At 41.7% G+C, this 17,870-nt stretch carries 15 protein-coding genes; 12 read left to right on the top strand and 3 right to left on the bottom strand.

Annotated elements, in window-relative coordinates; translation table 11 throughout:
* Window positions 1–207: 207 nt before the first annotated feature.
* The 6 genes from arsM to NOS7524_RS03650 all read left to right on the top strand — a co-directional run bounded on the left by arsM (window position 208) and on the right by NOS7524_RS03650 (window position 7,135).
* The gene (gene arsM / locus NOS7524_RS03680; RefSeq protein ID WP_015137125.1) at window positions 208–1,176 is read left to right on the top strand and encodes an arsenosugar biosynthesis arsenite methyltransferase ArsM; all 969 of its coding nucleotides are present in this window, start codon (window positions 208–210) and stop codon (window positions 1,174–1,176) included.
* A gap of 15 nt (window positions 1,177–1,191) precedes the next feature.
* Window positions 1,192–2,151, top strand: coding sequence for an inorganic phosphate transporter (locus tag NOS7524_RS03675; protein WP_015137124.1), 960 nt, complete (start codon window positions 1,192–1,194; stop codon window positions 2,149–2,151).
* 40 nt (window positions 2,152–2,191) lie between these two features.
* A complete protein-coding gene (gene arsS, locus NOS7524_RS03670; RefSeq protein ID WP_015137123.1) occupies window positions 2,192–3,193 on the top strand; it encodes an arsenosugar biosynthesis radical SAM (seleno)protein ArsS in 1,002 nt (333 codons plus the stop codon).
* Window positions 3,194–3,938: 745 nt separating this feature from the next.
* The gene (locus NOS7524_RS03665) at window positions 3,939–5,231 is read left to right on the top strand and encodes an FAD-binding oxidoreductase (protein WP_015137122.1); all 1,293 of its coding nucleotides are present in this window, start codon (window positions 3,939–3,941) and stop codon (window positions 5,229–5,231) included.
* A gap of 27 nt (window positions 5,232–5,258) precedes the next feature.
* Window positions 5,259–6,614, top strand: a complete 1,356-nt coding sequence (locus tag NOS7524_RS03660; protein ID WP_015137121.1) for a (Fe-S)-binding protein — start codon at window positions 5,259–5,261, stop codon at window positions 6,612–6,614.
* Window positions 6,615–6,943: 329 nt separating this feature from the next.
* Window positions 6,944–7,135, top strand: a complete 192-nt coding sequence (locus tag NOS7524_RS03650) for a hypothetical protein (protein ID WP_015137120.1) — start codon at window positions 6,944–6,946, stop codon at window positions 7,133–7,135.
* Between the two features lie 396 nt (window positions 7,136–7,531).
* On the opposite strand, the gene NOS7524_RS03645 is transcribed toward NOS7524_RS03650, so the two are convergent.
* Both NOS7524_RS03645 and NOS7524_RS03640 read right to left on the bottom strand, forming a co-directional pair.
* On the bottom strand, window positions 7,532–8,716 hold the full coding sequence (locus NOS7524_RS03645) for an alpha/beta hydrolase family protein (RefSeq protein ID WP_015137119.1): 1,185 nt from the start codon (window positions 8,714–8,716) through the stop codon (window positions 7,532–7,534).
* A gap of 139 nt (window positions 8,717–8,855) precedes the next feature.
* Entirely contained in the window at window positions 8,856–9,059 is a 204-nt protein-coding gene (locus NOS7524_RS03640) for a hypothetical protein (RefSeq protein WP_015137118.1), read from the bottom strand.
* Window positions 9,060–9,386: 327 nt separating this feature from the next.
* Between NOS7524_RS03640 and msrA the strand changes: the two genes are divergently transcribed.
* From msrA to NOS7524_RS03615, 5 genes are all read left to right on the top strand, one after another.
* A complete protein-coding gene (gene msrA, locus NOS7524_RS03635) occupies window positions 9,387–9,845 on the top strand; it encodes a peptide-methionine (S)-S-oxide reductase MsrA (RefSeq protein WP_015137117.1) in 459 nt (152 codons plus the stop codon).
* Window positions 9,846–9,944: 99 nt separating this feature from the next.
* Window positions 9,945–10,742, top strand: coding sequence for a peroxiredoxin-like family protein (locus NOS7524_RS03630; RefSeq protein WP_015137116.1), 798 nt, complete (start codon window positions 9,945–9,947; stop codon window positions 10,740–10,742).
* A 141-nt stretch (window positions 10,743–10,883) separates the two neighbouring features.
* Entirely contained in the window at window positions 10,884–11,522 is a 639-nt protein-coding gene (locus NOS7524_RS03625) for a histidine phosphatase family protein (RefSeq protein WP_015137115.1), read from the top strand.
* 59 nt (window positions 11,523–11,581) lie between these two features.
* On the top strand, window positions 11,582–14,263 hold the full coding sequence (locus tag NOS7524_RS27725; RefSeq protein ID WP_015137114.1) for a GAF domain-containing protein: 2,682 nt from the start codon (window positions 11,582–11,584) through the stop codon (window positions 14,261–14,263).
* 1 nt (window position 14,264) lies between these two features.
* Window positions 14,265–15,425, top strand: a complete 1,161-nt coding sequence (locus NOS7524_RS03615; protein WP_015137113.1) for a hybrid sensor histidine kinase/response regulator — start codon at window positions 14,265–14,267, stop codon at window positions 15,423–15,425.
* A gap of 37 nt (window positions 15,426–15,462) precedes the next feature.
* Here NOS7524_RS03615 and NOS7524_RS03610 read toward each other — a convergent pair whose 3' ends face one another.
* Complete coding sequence (locus NOS7524_RS03610) at window positions 15,463–17,160, bottom strand: NAD-binding protein (RefSeq protein WP_041555532.1); 1,698 nt, start codon at window positions 17,158–17,160, stop codon at window positions 15,463–15,465.
* A 172-nt stretch (window positions 17,161–17,332) separates the two neighbouring features.
* Between NOS7524_RS03610 and NOS7524_RS03605 the strand changes: the two genes are divergently transcribed.
* The gene (locus tag NOS7524_RS03605; RefSeq protein ID WP_015137111.1) at window positions 17,333–17,830 is read left to right on the top strand and encodes a hypothetical protein; all 498 of its coding nucleotides are present in this window, start codon (window positions 17,333–17,335) and stop codon (window positions 17,828–17,830) included.
* Window positions 17,831–17,870 lie beyond the last annotated feature (40 nt).

Below are 17,870 nucleotides of genomic sequence, written 5' to 3'. Positions count from 1 at the left end.
ATTGGGAACTGCTATAGACATCGCAGATATTTGGGAGTTTGCAGATTTAATATTTATTCTCTCAAGCCCTATACTTCTACACTCCTAAACCCTGACAAACCAAGATTCTTAAGGCTGTTTTCAGCAAAAACTCATGCAGTTGATAGTTAGATATATTAGGATGCACAGAATGACATATATACCAAAACACGCCAAACTTAGACTGTAATGACATATTTAGAAACAGCCGCACAATTTTATAGTGAAGTTGCTCAAACGCCACAGGTAGGACTTTGCTGTGTTCAAAGTACACCCTTGCAACTCCCTGGATTGAAAGTTCCTTGCAAAATGCAGGAAATGAACTATGGTTGTGGTACCACTGTTCACCCAACTGAACTCACCAACCAACCCACAGTTTTGTATGTTGGAGTTGGTGGCGGGTTGGAAGCTTTGCAATTTGCCTATTTCTCTCGTCGTCCGGGTGCTGTGATTGCGGTTGATCCCGTGGAGGCAATGCGAGCAGCTGCCGCTTCTAACTTAGAGTTGGCAGCAAAGGACAATCCTTGGTTTGACAGCAGCTTTGTCGAGATTCGTGCAGGTGATGCCTTCAACTTACCTGTGGCTGATGCTTCTGTGGATATCGTGGCTCAGAATTGCCTGTTTAATATTTTTGAACCTGAAGATTTAACTCGTGCGCTCAAAGAAGCTTATCGGGTGTTAAAGCCGGGTGGACGCTTGCAAATGAGTGATCCCATTGCTACCCGTCCCATACCCGCGCATTTACAACAAGATGAGCGATTACGGGCGATGTGTTTATCAGGCGCACTTACCTACGAAGAATATACTCAGCGTATTATTGATGCTGGCTTTGGCCAAATTGAAATTCGCGCTCGTCGTCCTTACCGCTTGCTAGATGCGGAAACTTATCAGTTAGAAAAGCATCTACTGTTAGAAAGTCTCGATTCGGTTGCTTTCAAAGTGGCAATTCCAGAAGATGGCGCTTGTATTTTCACGGGTAAAACAGCAATTTATGCTGGTTCTGAGCCGTTTTTTGATGATGCAGCCGGCCATATTCTGCAACGTGGCATTCCGGCATCTGTATGCGACAAAACTGCTGCTAAACTAGGAAATTTAAAGCCATCAGAAATCATAATTACCGATTCAACTTGGCATTATGATGGTGGTGGTTGCTGTTAATTTCACATCCCCAAAATGTTGTTAGTAAGTATATTTATCGCTACGCTATTCCTGGCTTATGCTAAAGGAGCAAACGACAATTTTAAGGGTGTAGCAACGCTGTTTGGCAGTCGCACCACTAGCTACCAAACAGCAATTTTATGGGCGACTTTGACGACTTTTGCTGGGGCATTAACATCTACTTTTTTAACAAGCAAATCAGTGATCAAGTTTTCTGGGCAAGGGATATTAGATGATGCGATCGCTAGTCGGACTGAATTTCATCTGGCGGTAGTAATTGCCACAGCTTTAACTGTATTACTTGCCACCTTTTTAGGTTTGCCTGTTTCTACATCCCACAGTTTAATCGGTGCTGTACTTGGTGCTGCATTAGTTGCGATCGGACTGAAGGCTAATTTTACAGTTTTAGGAAGTTCCTTGATTGCACCTCTATTTTTTAGTTCTATTCTAGCAATTCCCTTGGCAACAGGAACCTACAGCTTAGTTGACTATATTAATTCTCGATTCCATCTACAACCAAGCCAAAAACTCATCGATATTTGTCATTATATCAGTGCTGGACTGATCAACTTTGCTAGAGGTTTTCATCATACTTATCAACTCGTCACTCTAGTTGTAATTATTGATTACTTTTCCATTAAAGGTGCAATGATTACCATTGCTATGGCTATGGCACTAGGTGGTTTACTCAATTCACAAAAGGTTGCTGAAACTATCAGTATCAAAATTACACCGATGAATTCCATACAGGGTTTATCAGCCAATGTCGTTACTAGCACTTTAGTAATTGCAGCTAGTTATTTCGGTCTACCTGTGTCTACAACTCATGTTGCAGTCGGTTCGATTTTTGGTGTGGGTGTCATGACTAATAAAGTCAATAAATTGGTTTGTTGGCAAATTGTGCTAGCGTGGATTTTTACCTTACCTGTTGCCACAATTATTGGCGGTATAACCTATAGATTATTACAACGCTAAAAAATTACCAGATTTTTTATGTTTTAAGGATTAGATATCAATGTCATATCAAGTAGCTAACGATTCAAAACTCACACCATTTAAAGATAAACTCAGTGAAACTTTTAGCAAACAAGGGATTAATATTTTACAAATTAATTTAGGTAAGCGTTGTAACCTAGCCTGTAACCACTGCCATGTAGAAGCTAGTCCCAAACGCACAGAAGAATTATCTCCCGAAATTTGCGAACAACTAATTGATTTAATTGCTAAATTTCCCGAAATTCAGATTGTTGACTTGACTGGTGGCGCACCAGAAATGAATTATGGTTTTAAGCCACTGGTAGAAGCCGCTAAAAAGAATGGTAAACAGGTAATTGTCCGTTCTAATTTAACGATTTATTTTGTAGATGGTTTTGGTGATTTACCAGAATATTTTGCCAGACATCAACTGCGAGTTGTGGCTTCTCTGCCCTGCTACCTAGCAGATAATGTTGACAAAATGCGGGGTACGGGTGTGTTTAATGCTTCTATTAAAGCTTTGCAATGGCTGAATCAATTGGGTTATGGTACAAATCCCGACTTAATTTTGGATTTGGTTTATAATCCACAGTTACCAACAAGTGAAAATTTTTCCTTAGCTCCCGAACAGTCCAAACTAGAACGAGATTATCAAATCTTTTTACAAGAACATTTTGGTATTGTCTTTAATAATCTTTTTACAATCACTAACTTACCTGTAGGCAGAACAAAATTACATTTAGAACGAAAAAAACTGTATAGCACCTACTTGCATTTTTTAGAGTCCCATTTCAATCCTAGTACAGTTGGGCATTTAATGTGTCGTGATCAACTATCAGTAGACTATCTAGGAAATATCTATGATTGTGACTTTAATCAGATGATGAATTTGCCTGCCAAAACTGCTAATGGTGAAACTATCACGGTTGCTAAATTGCTAGATGCTGGTAGTTTAGACTTGATTGATGAGATTCAAACTGCTGACTATTGCTATGGTTGTACGGCTGGATGTGGTTCTAGCTGTGGCGGCACTTTAGTCTAAATTTAGAGACGTTGCATAACCAAGTTTTTATAAGTTTATTTGCCCAAAACTTGCTCTATGTCAACAAAAGCTAATTCTATGACAAACATTGTTAATTATATGCCAATTTAGCTCAACTGAGCTTATTATTATGTCTATATTAAGTCTCCTCACACCATACATAAAACCGTGGATTTCTCATAATCTCACGGTTTTTATTTCCCATTAGCAATAAACTTAGTTACATGAGGTACACTCTAACCAGATGCAAACCGTAAAAGCTAGATAGCATCTGACTTGCTTAATTTTGAATTTTGTAGCTTGCTTTGCTACGCAGGCGTAAGCCTACCCGCAGGGTATCTCTAATATTGAGCCTCATTGTGAGATTAACTTTCTGAGACAATAGTCTGAATCTTTGGAGAAAAATTCTGTTACCAAAACTGTTACGAGTGTGTCATCACTGAGCAGTTGACCTATGATGATATTTAGTTAAGCTCCTCACACCACACTAAAAGCCGTGAAACTATATTTAATAGTTTCGCGGTTTTTTTTGCCGGAATCAAGGTAGTTCCGTTGAAACGAGTTGTACCTTTCGGGTGAAGCTCCTACGTCGCTACTTTTACGCTCACACCAGTCATGTACGGCGGCAAACCGGGCTACAGTGATGGTTCACAGCCAAGGTTGAAAATGGAACAGTTGGGGTAAGGGTTGTTGATTTTGTGTCATCATCACAGAGAATGAGATGTAGGGACTCAAGAATAAACTGATGATAGCTATTGCTTCTACTCTTGCATCTATCGTGGGCGCAGAAAACACTGTATACCCAGAAGACAATCCTCAGATTCTACGGGCGATCGCCTACGGTGGGCAGAACACCATTATCACTGGCAAACCCCCCAGTTGTCTTGTCTATCCCCAAACCCAAGCACAATTAGCCGCAGTCATTGCCACTGCTTACAGTCATAATTGGCGCGTCCTTCCTTGCGGTAGTGGAAGTAAACTCAGTTGGGGTGGTTTAGCGCAAGATATTGATGTGGTGGTGAGTACAGAACGCCTCAATCAACTCATTGAACACGCTGTGGGTGATTTGACTATCACCGTGGAAGCAGGGATGAAATTTGGCTATCTTCAGCAGCTTTTGACAGATTCACGTCAATTTCTCGCCCTTGATCCCTCTACACCAGAGTTAGCTACCATTGGCGGGATTGTTGCTACTGCTGATACTAACTCCTTACGACAGCGTTATGGGAGTGTGCGCGACCAACTTTTAGGTATTACTTTTATCCGTGCTGATGGACAAATTGCTAAAGCTGGCGGACGTGTAGTTAAGAATGTGGCTGGCTATGACTTGATGAAGTTGTTTACTGGCTCATACGGGACATTGGGAATTATAAGTCAAGTTACTTTTCGGGTTTATCCCTTACAGGAAACATCGGGGACGGTGGTGTTGACTGGTAAGGCTGAGGCGATTTCGCAAGCAGCTAATACTTTACGCGGTTCGGCTTTGACACCCACCCAAGCTGATTTGTTATCTATGCAATTAGTATCTAGCTTAGGTTTAGGTGCAGGCATGGGATTAATTGCACGCTTCCAAAGTATTAATGAGAGTGTAAAAGAACAATCTCATCGAGTTTTAGAATTAGGGCAAACGTTAGGATTAGAAGGAGCAGTTTATTCTGGTGCAGATGAAGACAGTCTATGGCAGAGATTGCAAGAACAAATACATACTCCTGCCTCAGAGTCGGCAATTACCTGCAAAATAGGAATATTACCGACTGCTGCTGTGGAGGTTTTGACGGGAGTGGAAATTGGACTGGTTCATCTCAGCAGTGGTTTGGGTATAGTGCAAGTTCAGGATAAAATTCAGGTTTTAAAAGTGCGATCGCTTTGTCAATCTCGTAATGGTTTTTTAACGGTGATTAAAGCACCTGTGGCAGTGAAACAACAAATCGATGTGTGGGGATACACAGGTAATGCTTTGTCGTTGATGCGTCGGATTAAAGAACAGTTTGATAGCAAAAATATTTTAAATCCTGGTCGGTTTGTTGGTGGAATTTAAACAGACACAGAGAGGGGAATAATTAAGATGCAAGTTTCAGACAATTCTACTAATAATATTGCCAGTTTGAAGAATTTGAAAGGGTTTGATGAAAATCATCCGCCTGACCCGAAGTTAATTGATAGTTGTGTACATTGTGGATTTTGTCTTTCAACTTGTCCTAGTTATCGAGTGATTGGCAAAGAAATGGATTCCCCTAGGGGACGAATCTATTTAATGGATGCGATTAATGAGGGGGAAATTGCTTTAAATACAGCCACAGTCCAGCATTTTGATTCTTGTTTAGGATGTTTGGCTTGTGTGTCTACTTGTCCTTCTGGTGTGCAGTATGACAAGTTAATTTCTGCTACTCGTCACCAAGTTGAGCGGAATTATCCCCGCAGTCTGTCAGACAAATTAATTCGTCAACTCATCTTCTCTTTATTCCCTAACCCAGATATTTTACGCATTTTACTAATTCCCCTGTTTGTTTATCAAAAGTTAGGATTTCCTAAACTTGTGCGGGCTACAGGTTTACTCAAAAAAATCTCACCACGTTTGGCAGCAATGGAGTCAATTCTGCCAGAAATTACTATCAAAACATTTCAAGATAATTTACCGACTGTGATTCCCGCACAGGGTAAAAAACGCTATCGTGTGGGGGTAATTTTGGGATGTGTACAACGCTTATTTTTTTCACCTGTGAATGAAGCGACGGTGAGGGTGTTAACGGCGAATGGGTGTGAAGTTGTCATTCCCAAATCCCAAGGTTGTTGTGCCGCACTACCAGAACACCAAGGACAAACGGAACAGGCAAAAGCTTTAGCGAGACAGATGATTGATAGCTTTGCTGATACAGATATAGATTATGTGATTATCAATGCTGCTGGTTGTGGTCATACTTTAAAAGAATACGGTCATATATTAGCAGATGACTCAGCATATCGGGAGAAAGCTCAAGATTTCGCAGCTAAAGTTAAAGATGCTCAAGAGTTTTTAGCCAATGTGGGTTTAACAGCGAAACTTTCACCATTGACTGATAAACCTGTGAATTTAGTTTATCAGGATGCTTGTCATTTATTGCATGGACAGAAGATTAGTGTACAACCACGGCAGTTATTAAGACAAATTCCGGGGGTGAGTTTAAAAGAACCATTAGATGCGGCTTTGTGCTGTGGTAGTGCAGGGGTTTATAATATGCTCCAGCCAGAAGTTGCTGAAGAATTAGGTAAACAAAAAGTCCAGAATTTATTAAATACTGGTGCGGAATTAATTGCTTCTGCTAATCCTGGTTGTTCATTGCAAATTACTAAGCATTTACAATTGCAAGGTAAGGAAATTTCTGTGATGCACCCGATGGAATTATTAGATTATGCAATTCGGGGTGTGAAGTTGAAAATGTAAAAATTTACTTCCTCACAAATTCCTCAATTTTTTTTACTACTTTGAACAGAGAGGTAAATGAACAATTGCCTTTATACTTCATCAAGCAATTGAAGAAGGCAGAAGGCAGGAGGCAGAGGGCAGAAGGTTTCGTTGAGATAGGGATTCAAACCCCACCTCAACGAGAGCCACCAAATTTTCAATTTGGTGCGGGTCTTAAACCCTTGCTCCTGACTGTCGCAAGAGACGGTTCGGGCAATTAGAGAAGGGATAAATCCCTTCTGCCTTCTGCCCTCTGCCCTCTGCCTTTCTTTGGTAAAACACAGAGGCGGTTTCCAGCCGTATCGTTTATGAAACCAGAAGATATGGAAGTTGTAGAAGCATTAATCGATAAGTTGACATTAGCTGCAATTTTAGAGATGTTAGAGCGAATATGTCACAAAAAAGCCGAAAATCTCCGAACACATTGGCAAGATGAGATTACAGCTAAATTATGGGATAAAGCTGCTAGACAGATAGAACAGATAAATGTTGATGTTTGAATAGGCAACTTACAATCCCAGATCAAGTTGGTTGCTGGTGCTTCTTGCGATCGCCTGCGGTGGGGCGGAGCATCGTCGCTCCCAATCCCCCACACCCCATCACCAATATCCACAACCGGCATAACTGATCGCACATTTACCGAAGGCAAAATGCCAAACTCATACCATTGATAAAGCGATCGCTTTGGAACTGCTGCACATAATCTCCCCAATCACCAAAGCCGAAACCATAGACGAGCAAAACAACAGTGTTAGGGTTTCATCTAAGTGTAGGGGCGGTGCTACCAATAAAATATAGGTAATGAATCAATTCAAAATTCAAAATTAAATTCCATCATTGCAAATGAAAAACCCTCGGCTACCTACCGAGAGTAGATCACAAATTGATCACTGCGTTTATTTTTTAACTAATTTCTGCTGACGTGTTAGTAGTGAACTGGCACCCATTACCCCTAATCCCAGTAAACTAACTACAGAAGTGTATTCAGGTATAGGTTTGGCAACGCTCTCCACACTTACATTCTCATCCAAAGCATCACCTGTATTGAAGACATAATCAAATGCTCCCTTGTCGTTGAGTGCAGTTCCGCGTAAAAAAAGCGCACTCCAACGAGCAATGGTTTCAATTGCCACATCTTGCTCTAGTGTTGGCCTGATAGGGTCACGTATGAGATTATCTTCATTGGTAATGCCATAGTGGTTAGCACCAGGAATACTGATAAAAGCCTTGGGAGGATCTTGAATAGCAGCATATGTGAGTTCAGCATTCAAGGGCATTGCAACACCATCTAGATTACCCTGCACCAAAGCCATAGGAATGCCATCATTATCAATAAACAGTCCCCCACTACCTTGGCCAATCAAGAAGTTAGTGCCATAAAATGCGCCCCCTTTCAATTCTTGGGGTCGATTAAAAGTTTCAGTACATAAGACAGGAAAACAGTTGCCCTGGATTGCAGCTATTCCTACTGCTCCTCCAAATGAGTGTCCTAGCAAGACTAGCGTACTGGGGTCGAATAAATCAGCAATAGGTAATGAAGGTGTAGAGTTCTCATTTCTGATGTAGGAGAGAACATCATTGACTTGCTGTTGTTCAGCGAGAAGTCCTGTAACTGCACCCATTGGGCTAATTGCTGTTCTGATGTGATTAGGAACTACTACTACAAACCCATAACGAGCCACAGTGCTAGCAAACGTTGAGTAGTCGGACTTGTCAACCAGCGCACCTTGTAAGAACAAAGCAATGGGCAGTGAACTCTGCTCAGGATCTGTACTGGACAAAACTGGGTAGTAAATATCAGCCGGATCTACACCACCGTCACTTCTAGGAATCGTAGTAGAGTAACTGACTGCACTCTCAAACTGAGGAGCAGGGTTAAATGTAGCAGCAGCAGCACTTTGTTCTACTCCTAGAGTTATCATCAATGCTCCTACTACAGCCATCGATGATTGTTTCTTTGAGGCGAGGAAATTCATGATTTTATACCTCGTTAGATTACCCACTCCGTATTCAGAAATTCCTTTGCTGGCCAGTAACTGGATGCCTAACTTATCTTCCTGATACCAATTCACTGAAATCATAGAACAGATTTAAATCCTAAAATCCTGATTTTATAAGGGTTTTAAGATTTTTTAGGCGCAAGCCTACCCGTAGGGTATTTTGAATTGGTATGACTTAGGCATCCACCTACCCGATATCTTTGAACTTCGTTATTTTGTCCTAGCTCATGGCCGCATTGCTGCGGCCGTAAATCATTCTTGTAGTAGGATCAATCCCGCCTTGAATTGGGTTCCAGTAGTAGGATGCTTCTTGATCTGGAAAACCGATTTGTTGTGCAGCACGCATCAGCATCGATTGTTGACGATTCTTGATTTGCTGATATTGGCGTATCATAATCGCACGAGATCTTTCTTGAATAGACATAACCATTCCTTTCTATTGTTTGAGAAATATTCGATGATTGCAGTTGTTCTGTTATTTTTATAAAATTTGCCAAGATAAAAGTCGATACAGAAAAATTAAGTAATTAAAGGTAAAAGCTCACTTAACTGGAAACTTAACTTTTATCTAGGAGTGACAGTAGCAAGGAAAATATAGGCGCGACGATGCTCCGCCCCGCCGCAGGCGATCGCACTATACTGAAGTTTTCAAACCCAACGCCCACATATAGACATCTAATTTTTAGCCTATACTCCACACGCTAGAATTTTTACATAACTTAATAATTACAGATGGAAGTGCAGAACAATAATGGAGAAAGCAACATTTGGGGCTGGCTGTTTCTGGGGTGTGGAGGCAGCATTTCGGAAGGTTAAAGGAGTAGTATCAACCTCAGTTGGCTACATGGGAGGGCATTTTCCTAACCCTTCTTACCTTGATGTGTTATCGAGGATAACTGGTCATGCTGAGGTGGTGCAAATAGAATATGACCCTCAAATTGTTAGTTATGAGGACTTGTTAGCAGTGTTTTGGGATATTCATGACCCAACAACACTAAACCGCCAAGGGCCAGATAGAGGAGAACAGTACAGGTCTGTGATATTTTTTCACAATGCCCAGCAAGCAGAAGCGGCGAAGGAGTCAAAAGCCAAGCTTCAGATGTCAGGCAAGTTTGAACGCGATATTGTCACCGAGATTAAGCACAAGAGTGAATACTACTTAGCAACAGAAGAACATCAACAATATTTTGAGAAGAAGGGCAGACATTAAACGATCACTTGGTTGATTCTTAGATGAAAATTTAGTGATTAGTTTTTCCTCTAAGAAATTTTCGAGTATTAAGTTACACCAATTATCCTAGTTTTTCAAATGATGAAAGAAACAGCATATATCGCCTCTCCAGATATTTACTCAATTTTGAATCACACTCAACGCTTGCGAGTTAGTGATGGAGAGATTAAACCCGTTTTAGATGGCTGCACCCATACTTCAAAGTTGCTCGTACTTATTTGGTCGCAGTTGGGAGATTTTGATAATTTAGAATACGCTTGGTGGTTGCTCAGAGAAAAAGAGAAAATTGAAGCTAGAGGCATCACAATTCGAGCTATTGGCATTGGAAACCGTAATTCAGGAATCAAGTTTTGTGAATATACGGGATTTCCTCAAGAATGGTTGTTTGTGGATGCAAAAGCAGAAATACACGCTTTGTTAGGTCTTTATCGCGGTTTATCTATACAATTCCCCATGCTATCAACGTCACAAACAGCTTGGCTGAATTTAATGTTAATGTGTGCTGGGATTGGTAGCCCTGGAACGCTGAAGGAGGTTTTTCGGGGTTATAGGGGTGATAAGAAAGCACCACAGTTAATTGCTGATGAGGAAGTTGTGAAAGATACGCCTTTACCACCCATCAAAGGTGCGTTTTTCAAAGCTGCTGGAGGGAAAGGCTTTCAACGTCCTTTTGAATTAGCAACCCTGCGTCTGCGAAACATGACCGAAGTTTTGAGCAACTGGAATATTTATGTACCAGACTCATCTTATTTGACACAACGGGGAGGAACTTTTCTATTTGATTCTCAAGGTAAATTAATTTACGAACATCGCGATCGCGGTATTCTGGGTTTTGCTGAAAATATGAGCAATCCCTTATCTTTTTTGTACGAGTAAATACTTATCTTCGATTTCAAAAATTTGTGGTTGATTGACTTTTTTGGTTGATTACTTTGTCGTGGTCTAACATACTTGATTGGAAGATTGATGGTATTTTATTGTTGCACAAACTCCTTGATCCCAATCGCGATACCAGCTATGACACTCAATTTATATTTACTGCGACATGGAGAAACTACTTTTAGTCAAAGTGGTAATTTCTGCGGTAAAACTGATGCAGAGTTGACCTCTGAAGGGATGCAGATGGCAGAAAGTTTTGCCAATATTTATCAAAAATTGAAGTGGGAAGCGGTTTATGTTAGCCCGATGAAGCGCACAATTGCCACTGCCAAGCCATTTTGTGATGCTATCGGTATAGATATGCAGTTGCGTGACGGACTTAGAGAAGGTAGTTACGGCGAATGGGAAACTAAGAGTAAATCCTTTGCCCAAGAGAATTACCCAGAAAACTATGTCAAATGGTTGACAGAACCAGCTTGGAATGCACCAATAGGTGGAGAAACTGCGGTAGATATTGCTAACCGTTCTATGCCTGTCATTGCGGAAATTCAAGAAAAACATCCCCAAGGCAATGTTTTAGTAGTTTCCCATAAAGCCACGATTCGGATTATGCTTTGTAGTTTACTGGGGATTGATTTGGGACGCTATCGCTATCGGGTGAATATTTTGGTCGCGTCGGTAAGTATGGTTAAATTTGACGTTAATGGCCCTTTGTTAGAAATACTAGGCGATCGCCATCATATACCTGATCATCTCCGCTCTCGTCCGGGAACATAGCGGTTTACGATCAAAAGCAAGTGATACTGCTTTTGTGACACTATCAAAACCTCGCTGATATGAGCCAAAATTGTTTGCTGCTAAGAATTCTGCAAGTAGTGCTTCAGGCTGGGCAGAATTTCTTTAGTCGTTGCTCTAGTGTGCTATTACAAACTGAACTAGCCGATGGCCAAGCTACTGAAACAGCATTACAAAAGTCACAACAACAGTATCAAACCCTAGTAGAAAATTCTCCTGACATTATCGAACGTTTCGATCCCCAATTGCGGCATCTTTACGTTAGTCCAGCCCTTACCCAAATTACAGGCATTTCCTCGGAGGTATTTTTGGGGAAAAGTTGTCGGGAACTCGGAATGTCTGAGGCGATGGTTAACACCTGGGAAAATGCCGCCCAATTGCTGTTGTCAACCGGACAAAAACAGATTATTGAATTTGAAGTAGAGACACTCCAAGGACTGCGTGCTTTTGAGATGGCGATCGCACCTGAGTTGACTCATGAGAACGTGATTGAGTCGATACTGTGTATTTCGCGGGATGTGACTGAACGTAAAGCTGCCGAAATTGCTTTACAGCGTCAGGCACAGCAAGAGCAAGCTTTAAATCGAGTTGTACAAAGTATTCGCAGTTCCCTGGATTTAACAACTATTTTTTCGACAGCAACGGCAGAAGTCACAAATTTATTGGGAGTAGAACGAACTACTATCGTGCAGTATTTGCCCGATGAGCAGTGCTGGCGGATTGTGGCAGTTCATCTCTTAAATGAATCAATACCAGATCCAACAGGTTTAGAAATTCCCGATGAGGGCAATCTTTATGCTGCCCAACTGAAGCAACTCCAAGTAGTGCGGATTAATGGCATGGATGAGGTTCAAGATCCAGTTAACCAAAAAATCGCCCAGAGTTTCCCACCAGTCTGGTTGTTAACGCCTATCGTAGTCAACGGTACAATTTGGGGCAGCTTGTCGCTGACTAAATCGGCAACTGAGATTCCCTGGAAAAATGAAGAAGTAGAACTTACCAAAAAAGTGGCAGATCAGTTAGCGATCGCTATCCAACAAGCCCAACTCTATCAACAAGTACAGCAAGAACTGATCGAACGCCAGCGAGCCGAAGCCGCCTTACAACAACTCAACCAAGAACTAGAACAGCGCGTTCAAGAACGTACCCAACAACTCCAGCAAGCCGAGGCTAGGTTTGAGCAAATTTTTCAAGCTTCACCCTATCCCATTGTAATTACTTCCTTACAATCAAGATGCTTTATGGAAGTTAACGACGCGTTTTGTCGGCTTTTTGGTTATTCCCATGAGGAATTGATTGGCCATCATGTAGATGAATTCACCTTTTTGGCTAATCCTGGGGATAGAGGGATTATCCGTGAGCAAGTATTAGCAAATGGCAGTGTTCGTGATCTCGAATGTGTGATTCGTTCCAAAACTGGAGAGGTACGCACTTTTCTAGCTTCTGCCGAATACATTGATGTCGATGGAATTCCCTGTTGTCTGACTACAGGTAATGATATTACAGAGCGCAAACAGGTAGAAGCAGCCAGACAGCAACAAGCCAGAAAGGAAAAATTACTTCGGCTCATTACCCAGGAAATTCGTCAGTCTTTAGATCTAGATGCCATCCTCACAACGGCTGTCACCGAAGTCAGGCAAACTTTGCTAGCAGATCGGGTTGTTGTGTATCGCTTCTATCCCGATTGGAGTGGCAGTTGTATTGTGGAGTCCGTTGGTGCAGGTTGGGTGAAACTGGTGGAAAACGATGTTCCACAAGTTTGGGAAGATAGCTATTTACAAGCAACTGAAGGCGGACGCTACAAAAATCACGAAACCTTTGCCGTCACAGATATTTACACCGTTGGACACCAGGATTGCCACATCGCTTTTTTGGAAAAGTTTCAAGCCAAAGCCTATGCCATAGCGCCTATTTTCTTAGGAGATCATCTTTGGGGTTTGTTAGCAGTTTACCAAAATTCCGCTCCGCGCCACTGGGAATCCTGGGAGATAGAACTGCTGCAACAGATAGCCAATCAACTAGCGATCGCCATCCAGCAGTCGGAACTTTATCAGCAACTGCAAACTGAACTTCAAGAACGCCGACAAATTGAAGAACAGATCCGCGCATCACTCAAAGAAAAAGAAGTTTTACTACGGGAGATCTATCACAGAGTTAAAAACAATATGCAAATGGTTTCCAGCCTCCTCAACCTGCAAGCCAGCAGCATTGAAGATCCCACCATCCTGAAATTACTTACCGAAAGCCAGCGTCGAGTCAAAACAATGTCACTCATCCACGAACGGCTCTACCGTTCTAAAAACCTAGCTCGCATTAACTTTGCTACCTATATTCCAGAATTAGTTAACAATTTAGTCCAATCCTATACCTCCACTCATTCACGAATACGTGTAAAACTAGAAGTAGCTGACTTAGAGCTAGACTTAGATACTGCTGTTCCCTGCGCCTTAATCATCAATGAAATAGTTTCCAATGCCCTCAAGTATGCCTTTCCCGATCACAAAGGCGAAATTATGCTGAGGTTCTGGTGGGATGATGGCGGATATTATTGCTTGGTGATTAAAGATAATGGCGTTGGCATTCCCGCCCATATTGATCCTCAGTGTACTGCCTCACTAGGGATGCAACTTGTATATGGATTAACAGAACAAATTGGAGGCACAATCCAATTACATAGGCAAGGAGGTAGTGAGTTTAAAATTCTCTTTCCAAAAAGGTTGTAGTATGGCAAGCACTACTTCTAACTCTAGTATCCTAATTGTTGAAGATGAATGGGTGATTGCTTTAGATATTAAACGGCATCTCAACAAATTAGGTTATAACGTCGTTGGAACTGCTAATTCGGCGGAAAAAGCTCTGGATTTAGTCGGCAAAACTAAACCAGATTTAGTCTTAATGGATATTTACTTACAAGGTGATCAAACTGGCATTGCAGCAGCAGAAAAAATTCTCCAACAGTTTAATTTACCAGTGGTGTTTCTGACTGCCCATGCAGATGAGTCTACATTAGTGGAAGCGATCGCCGCCCATCCTTACGGCTACATTGTTAAACCCTTCGAGGAACAGGATCTCGGTATTGCTATCCAGGTGGCTTTGGCTAACCATCGCGCCGAACAAGCCATACAGCAAGCTTTAGAAAAAGAAAAACAACTCAACGAACTCAAATCACAATTCATTTCCATTGTTTCCCATGAATTTCGCAACCCGTTGAGTTCACTACTCATGAGCCTCGAACTTCTGGAACAGCCGGATTTACTTACTCCCGAAAAAAGAAGGCTTCATATTGAACGAGGTAAAGCAGCTATCAAGCATATGGCACAACTGATGACAGATGTCTTAGTTGTGGGACAACTGGAGCAAGAACAGTTTCAGTGTCAACCAATACCCATAAATATTTATTATTTCTGCTCCAGTCTTGTAGAAGATTTACAGTCTCGTCCTCAAACTGCTAATAGACTGGGGTTTACAGTTGCAGAATGTGACAATACAGGGCATCTTTTCTATCATCTGGATTCCCAGCTATTGGAACATATCCTGAGCAATTTACTAGAAAATGCCCTCAAATATTCTCCAGAAGATAGTACAGTCACTTTTAGATTACGGTGTGAGCCAGACTATGTTGAATTTCAAATTACAGATCAAGGTATTGGATTAACTCCTCAAGATTTAGCCAAGCTATTTACCCCTTTTCATCGCGGCATCAATGTCGGTAAAATTCCAGGGACAGGTTTAGGTTTATCAATTGTCAAAAAGTGCGTCGATGCTCATGGCGGCAAGATTACTGTTGAAAGTGAAGTCAACGTTGGTAGTCAGTTTATAGTCACAATTCCTTGCCAGCGAGAGGAAGTCAACATTCAAAATTATCTATTCTCAATTCCCAATTAAGAAAACCTCTAAAAATCATTGATATTTTTGTTCTGCTCTAAGGATAGGCTTGTGTACCACAGACTCGCTCATCGCGCCACAATTGATATAACTTGTTCGCTGGCATAGTCAAATATAAAACATCACCGTCACTTAGATAACTTGTTAATAAATCCCATCCGTAGATATTTTGACCATTGGTTTCTACATACAAAGGTACAAAGTCAGCAGACATGGCTATTTCTTTGACTAACTTGCCGCAAAAAGGATGTGAAGGTGTAATTAAAGTAGCGAAAGCTACCCATAGCCGATCTGCGGTGATGCCATTGCCAAGGACGCGTCCACCCAAAGCCGCAGCTGCAAACGCCGGGGCTGCCAATTCTGCGGAACTAAGTACAGCCTCAAAGTCAAATACTTGTTGTGCCATACCTGCAAAATCAGGATCGGCATAGTGGACAATTACCGGGATTCTGGGCGCTAAACCTTTGGCTTTGAGAGCAATTTCTAGATTAGTGGCATCATTGTTAGTTACAGCCAGTACAGCAGCAGCCAAGGTAATATTGCTAGTTTGCAGGATAGTGCGGAAACTAGCATCACCTTGAATTACCGGAATACCTTGACCACGCACAGAATTAATGTATCTGTTATTACAGTCAGTTTCAATGACTACCACTTCATAACCCTTAGTATGGAGTTGCTGCACAATTCTATTGCCAATGCCGCTTAAACCACAGACGATATAATGATGACGTTGTGGTACACGGGCTACATCCCAAAATTGCTTAAAGCGGCTACCTAAGACAAAATCGGTGAGCATGGCGTACCAAATACCAATCACCACTGCCCCAACCAACATCATCACCACGGTAAATACTTTAATACTGTTAGGAGCGTTTTCTATAACTTGGTCGTTACCACCGGCTCCGGTAATCATGCCTACGGAGAAATATAGGGCATCAACCATCGACAAACTTAACTCAGTAGACATATACGTGAGAGTAGCAGTCAAAATCACTGCTAGTAGCACGATCGCACCCGCTACGACCGATTGCCCGTGTTGCTGAAACTGCCGTATACTGGTCAAGATTTTCAGCAGTTTTTTAATCAGGGAACGGCGTGTTTGACGGATACGAGGTTGAATGCCCACAATTAAGCGATCGCCTACCTTTAATTCTGATCCTGACAGCACCGCCGCCACCAAATTCATCTCACCTTCTACGGGTAAGTAATAAATCGGCATCCGTGTGGGATCTTCCCACAAATCACTCAGCTTGCGCCCCAGCCAAGGATGATCTTCATCAATATATTCTTCTTGAATCGGCCAAGTCTGCTCATATATCTTGATCTGCCCGATCGCTTGATTTCCCAAAGCTGCGAAAGTGAATAATGGTGCTGCCAAACCAACAACACTCATGCTCAAGTGATCTGGGAGAGTTTGATCTAGGCGTTCACCCAAGTTTGTATTATAAAAGCGGTTGATAATCCGAATGCGGGGATTTAGCACCCGCGCCTGCATCATAATTGATAAATTCAGCTCATCATCTGAACTGGCTATGACTAAAGTGTGTGTCTGTTGAATTCCGGCTGCTGTCAAGGTAGCAGCTGCACATAAATTACCAACAATCACATCGCCTGCTGCTTCACCGGGAATAGGTTTGTGATGAATGCCAATCACGAACGCGCCCTGCTGTCTGAGCAAACGAAAGATTTTATATCCTGTAAGTCCTAAGCCACAAACGATAATTCGAGGTTTCATGTAAGCAGCATGATTAATTAGCAAGGGCTGCATATTGATTCATCAACATTGTGGCTCACTTCCTGGAAGCAGAACTGTAACTGAAAACACGATAATTCCACACCTATTGGCACTTTTATCCAAAACATCCAGTCAATGTCATGACAATAGCTTAAACTAAATACTTAAGTTGATGAAAAAACTCACTCAAATTATCACTCTTGCCAGTATTTTCGGCTCATTAGCTGTAGTAGGAACAATCACAACTAAAACATCTGCACAGCCAAAGTCAGAACCAGGGCCGATTTTTACACCCAATGTCCAATTACAGGTACAACGCACCAGTGGTAGTTGTCCAAAAACTGTTGGGCTGTGGTGGATTGGGCTACCCTATGAAGGCGGTGCAGAACATACTGTTATTGCAGATACTAGAGCCTTTGCAGATGAAACAAAATTAGTGCCATCTAAAAATCAGCGTTTTGTAGAATTTGTTTCCAATTTAAACAGTAACTATGCTGCTTGTATTGGCAAAGCTAGCTCACAAGAATATGCTTTTTACAACGTAGAATTTAAACATAAAAAAGCTTATTTTCGTGTAGATTTGCGGAATATTAATGCCCCAGACAGCTTGATTGTTTACAAAACTGTGACAGCTTTTCGTCCTTATGTACGGTGGGCGATCGCTGATTAATTAGCTCCGGAAAATAGCTAGAATCAGAGTGTTTACTGAA

It is taken from the genome of Nostoc sp. PCC 7524 (genome assembly GCF_000316645.1).
GTDB lineage: Bacteria > Cyanobacteriota > Cyanobacteriia > Cyanobacteriales > Nostocaceae > Trichormus.
The sequence above is the reverse complement of the archived record's forward strand: the minus strand, read 5'-3'. Positions and strand labels throughout refer to the sequence as shown.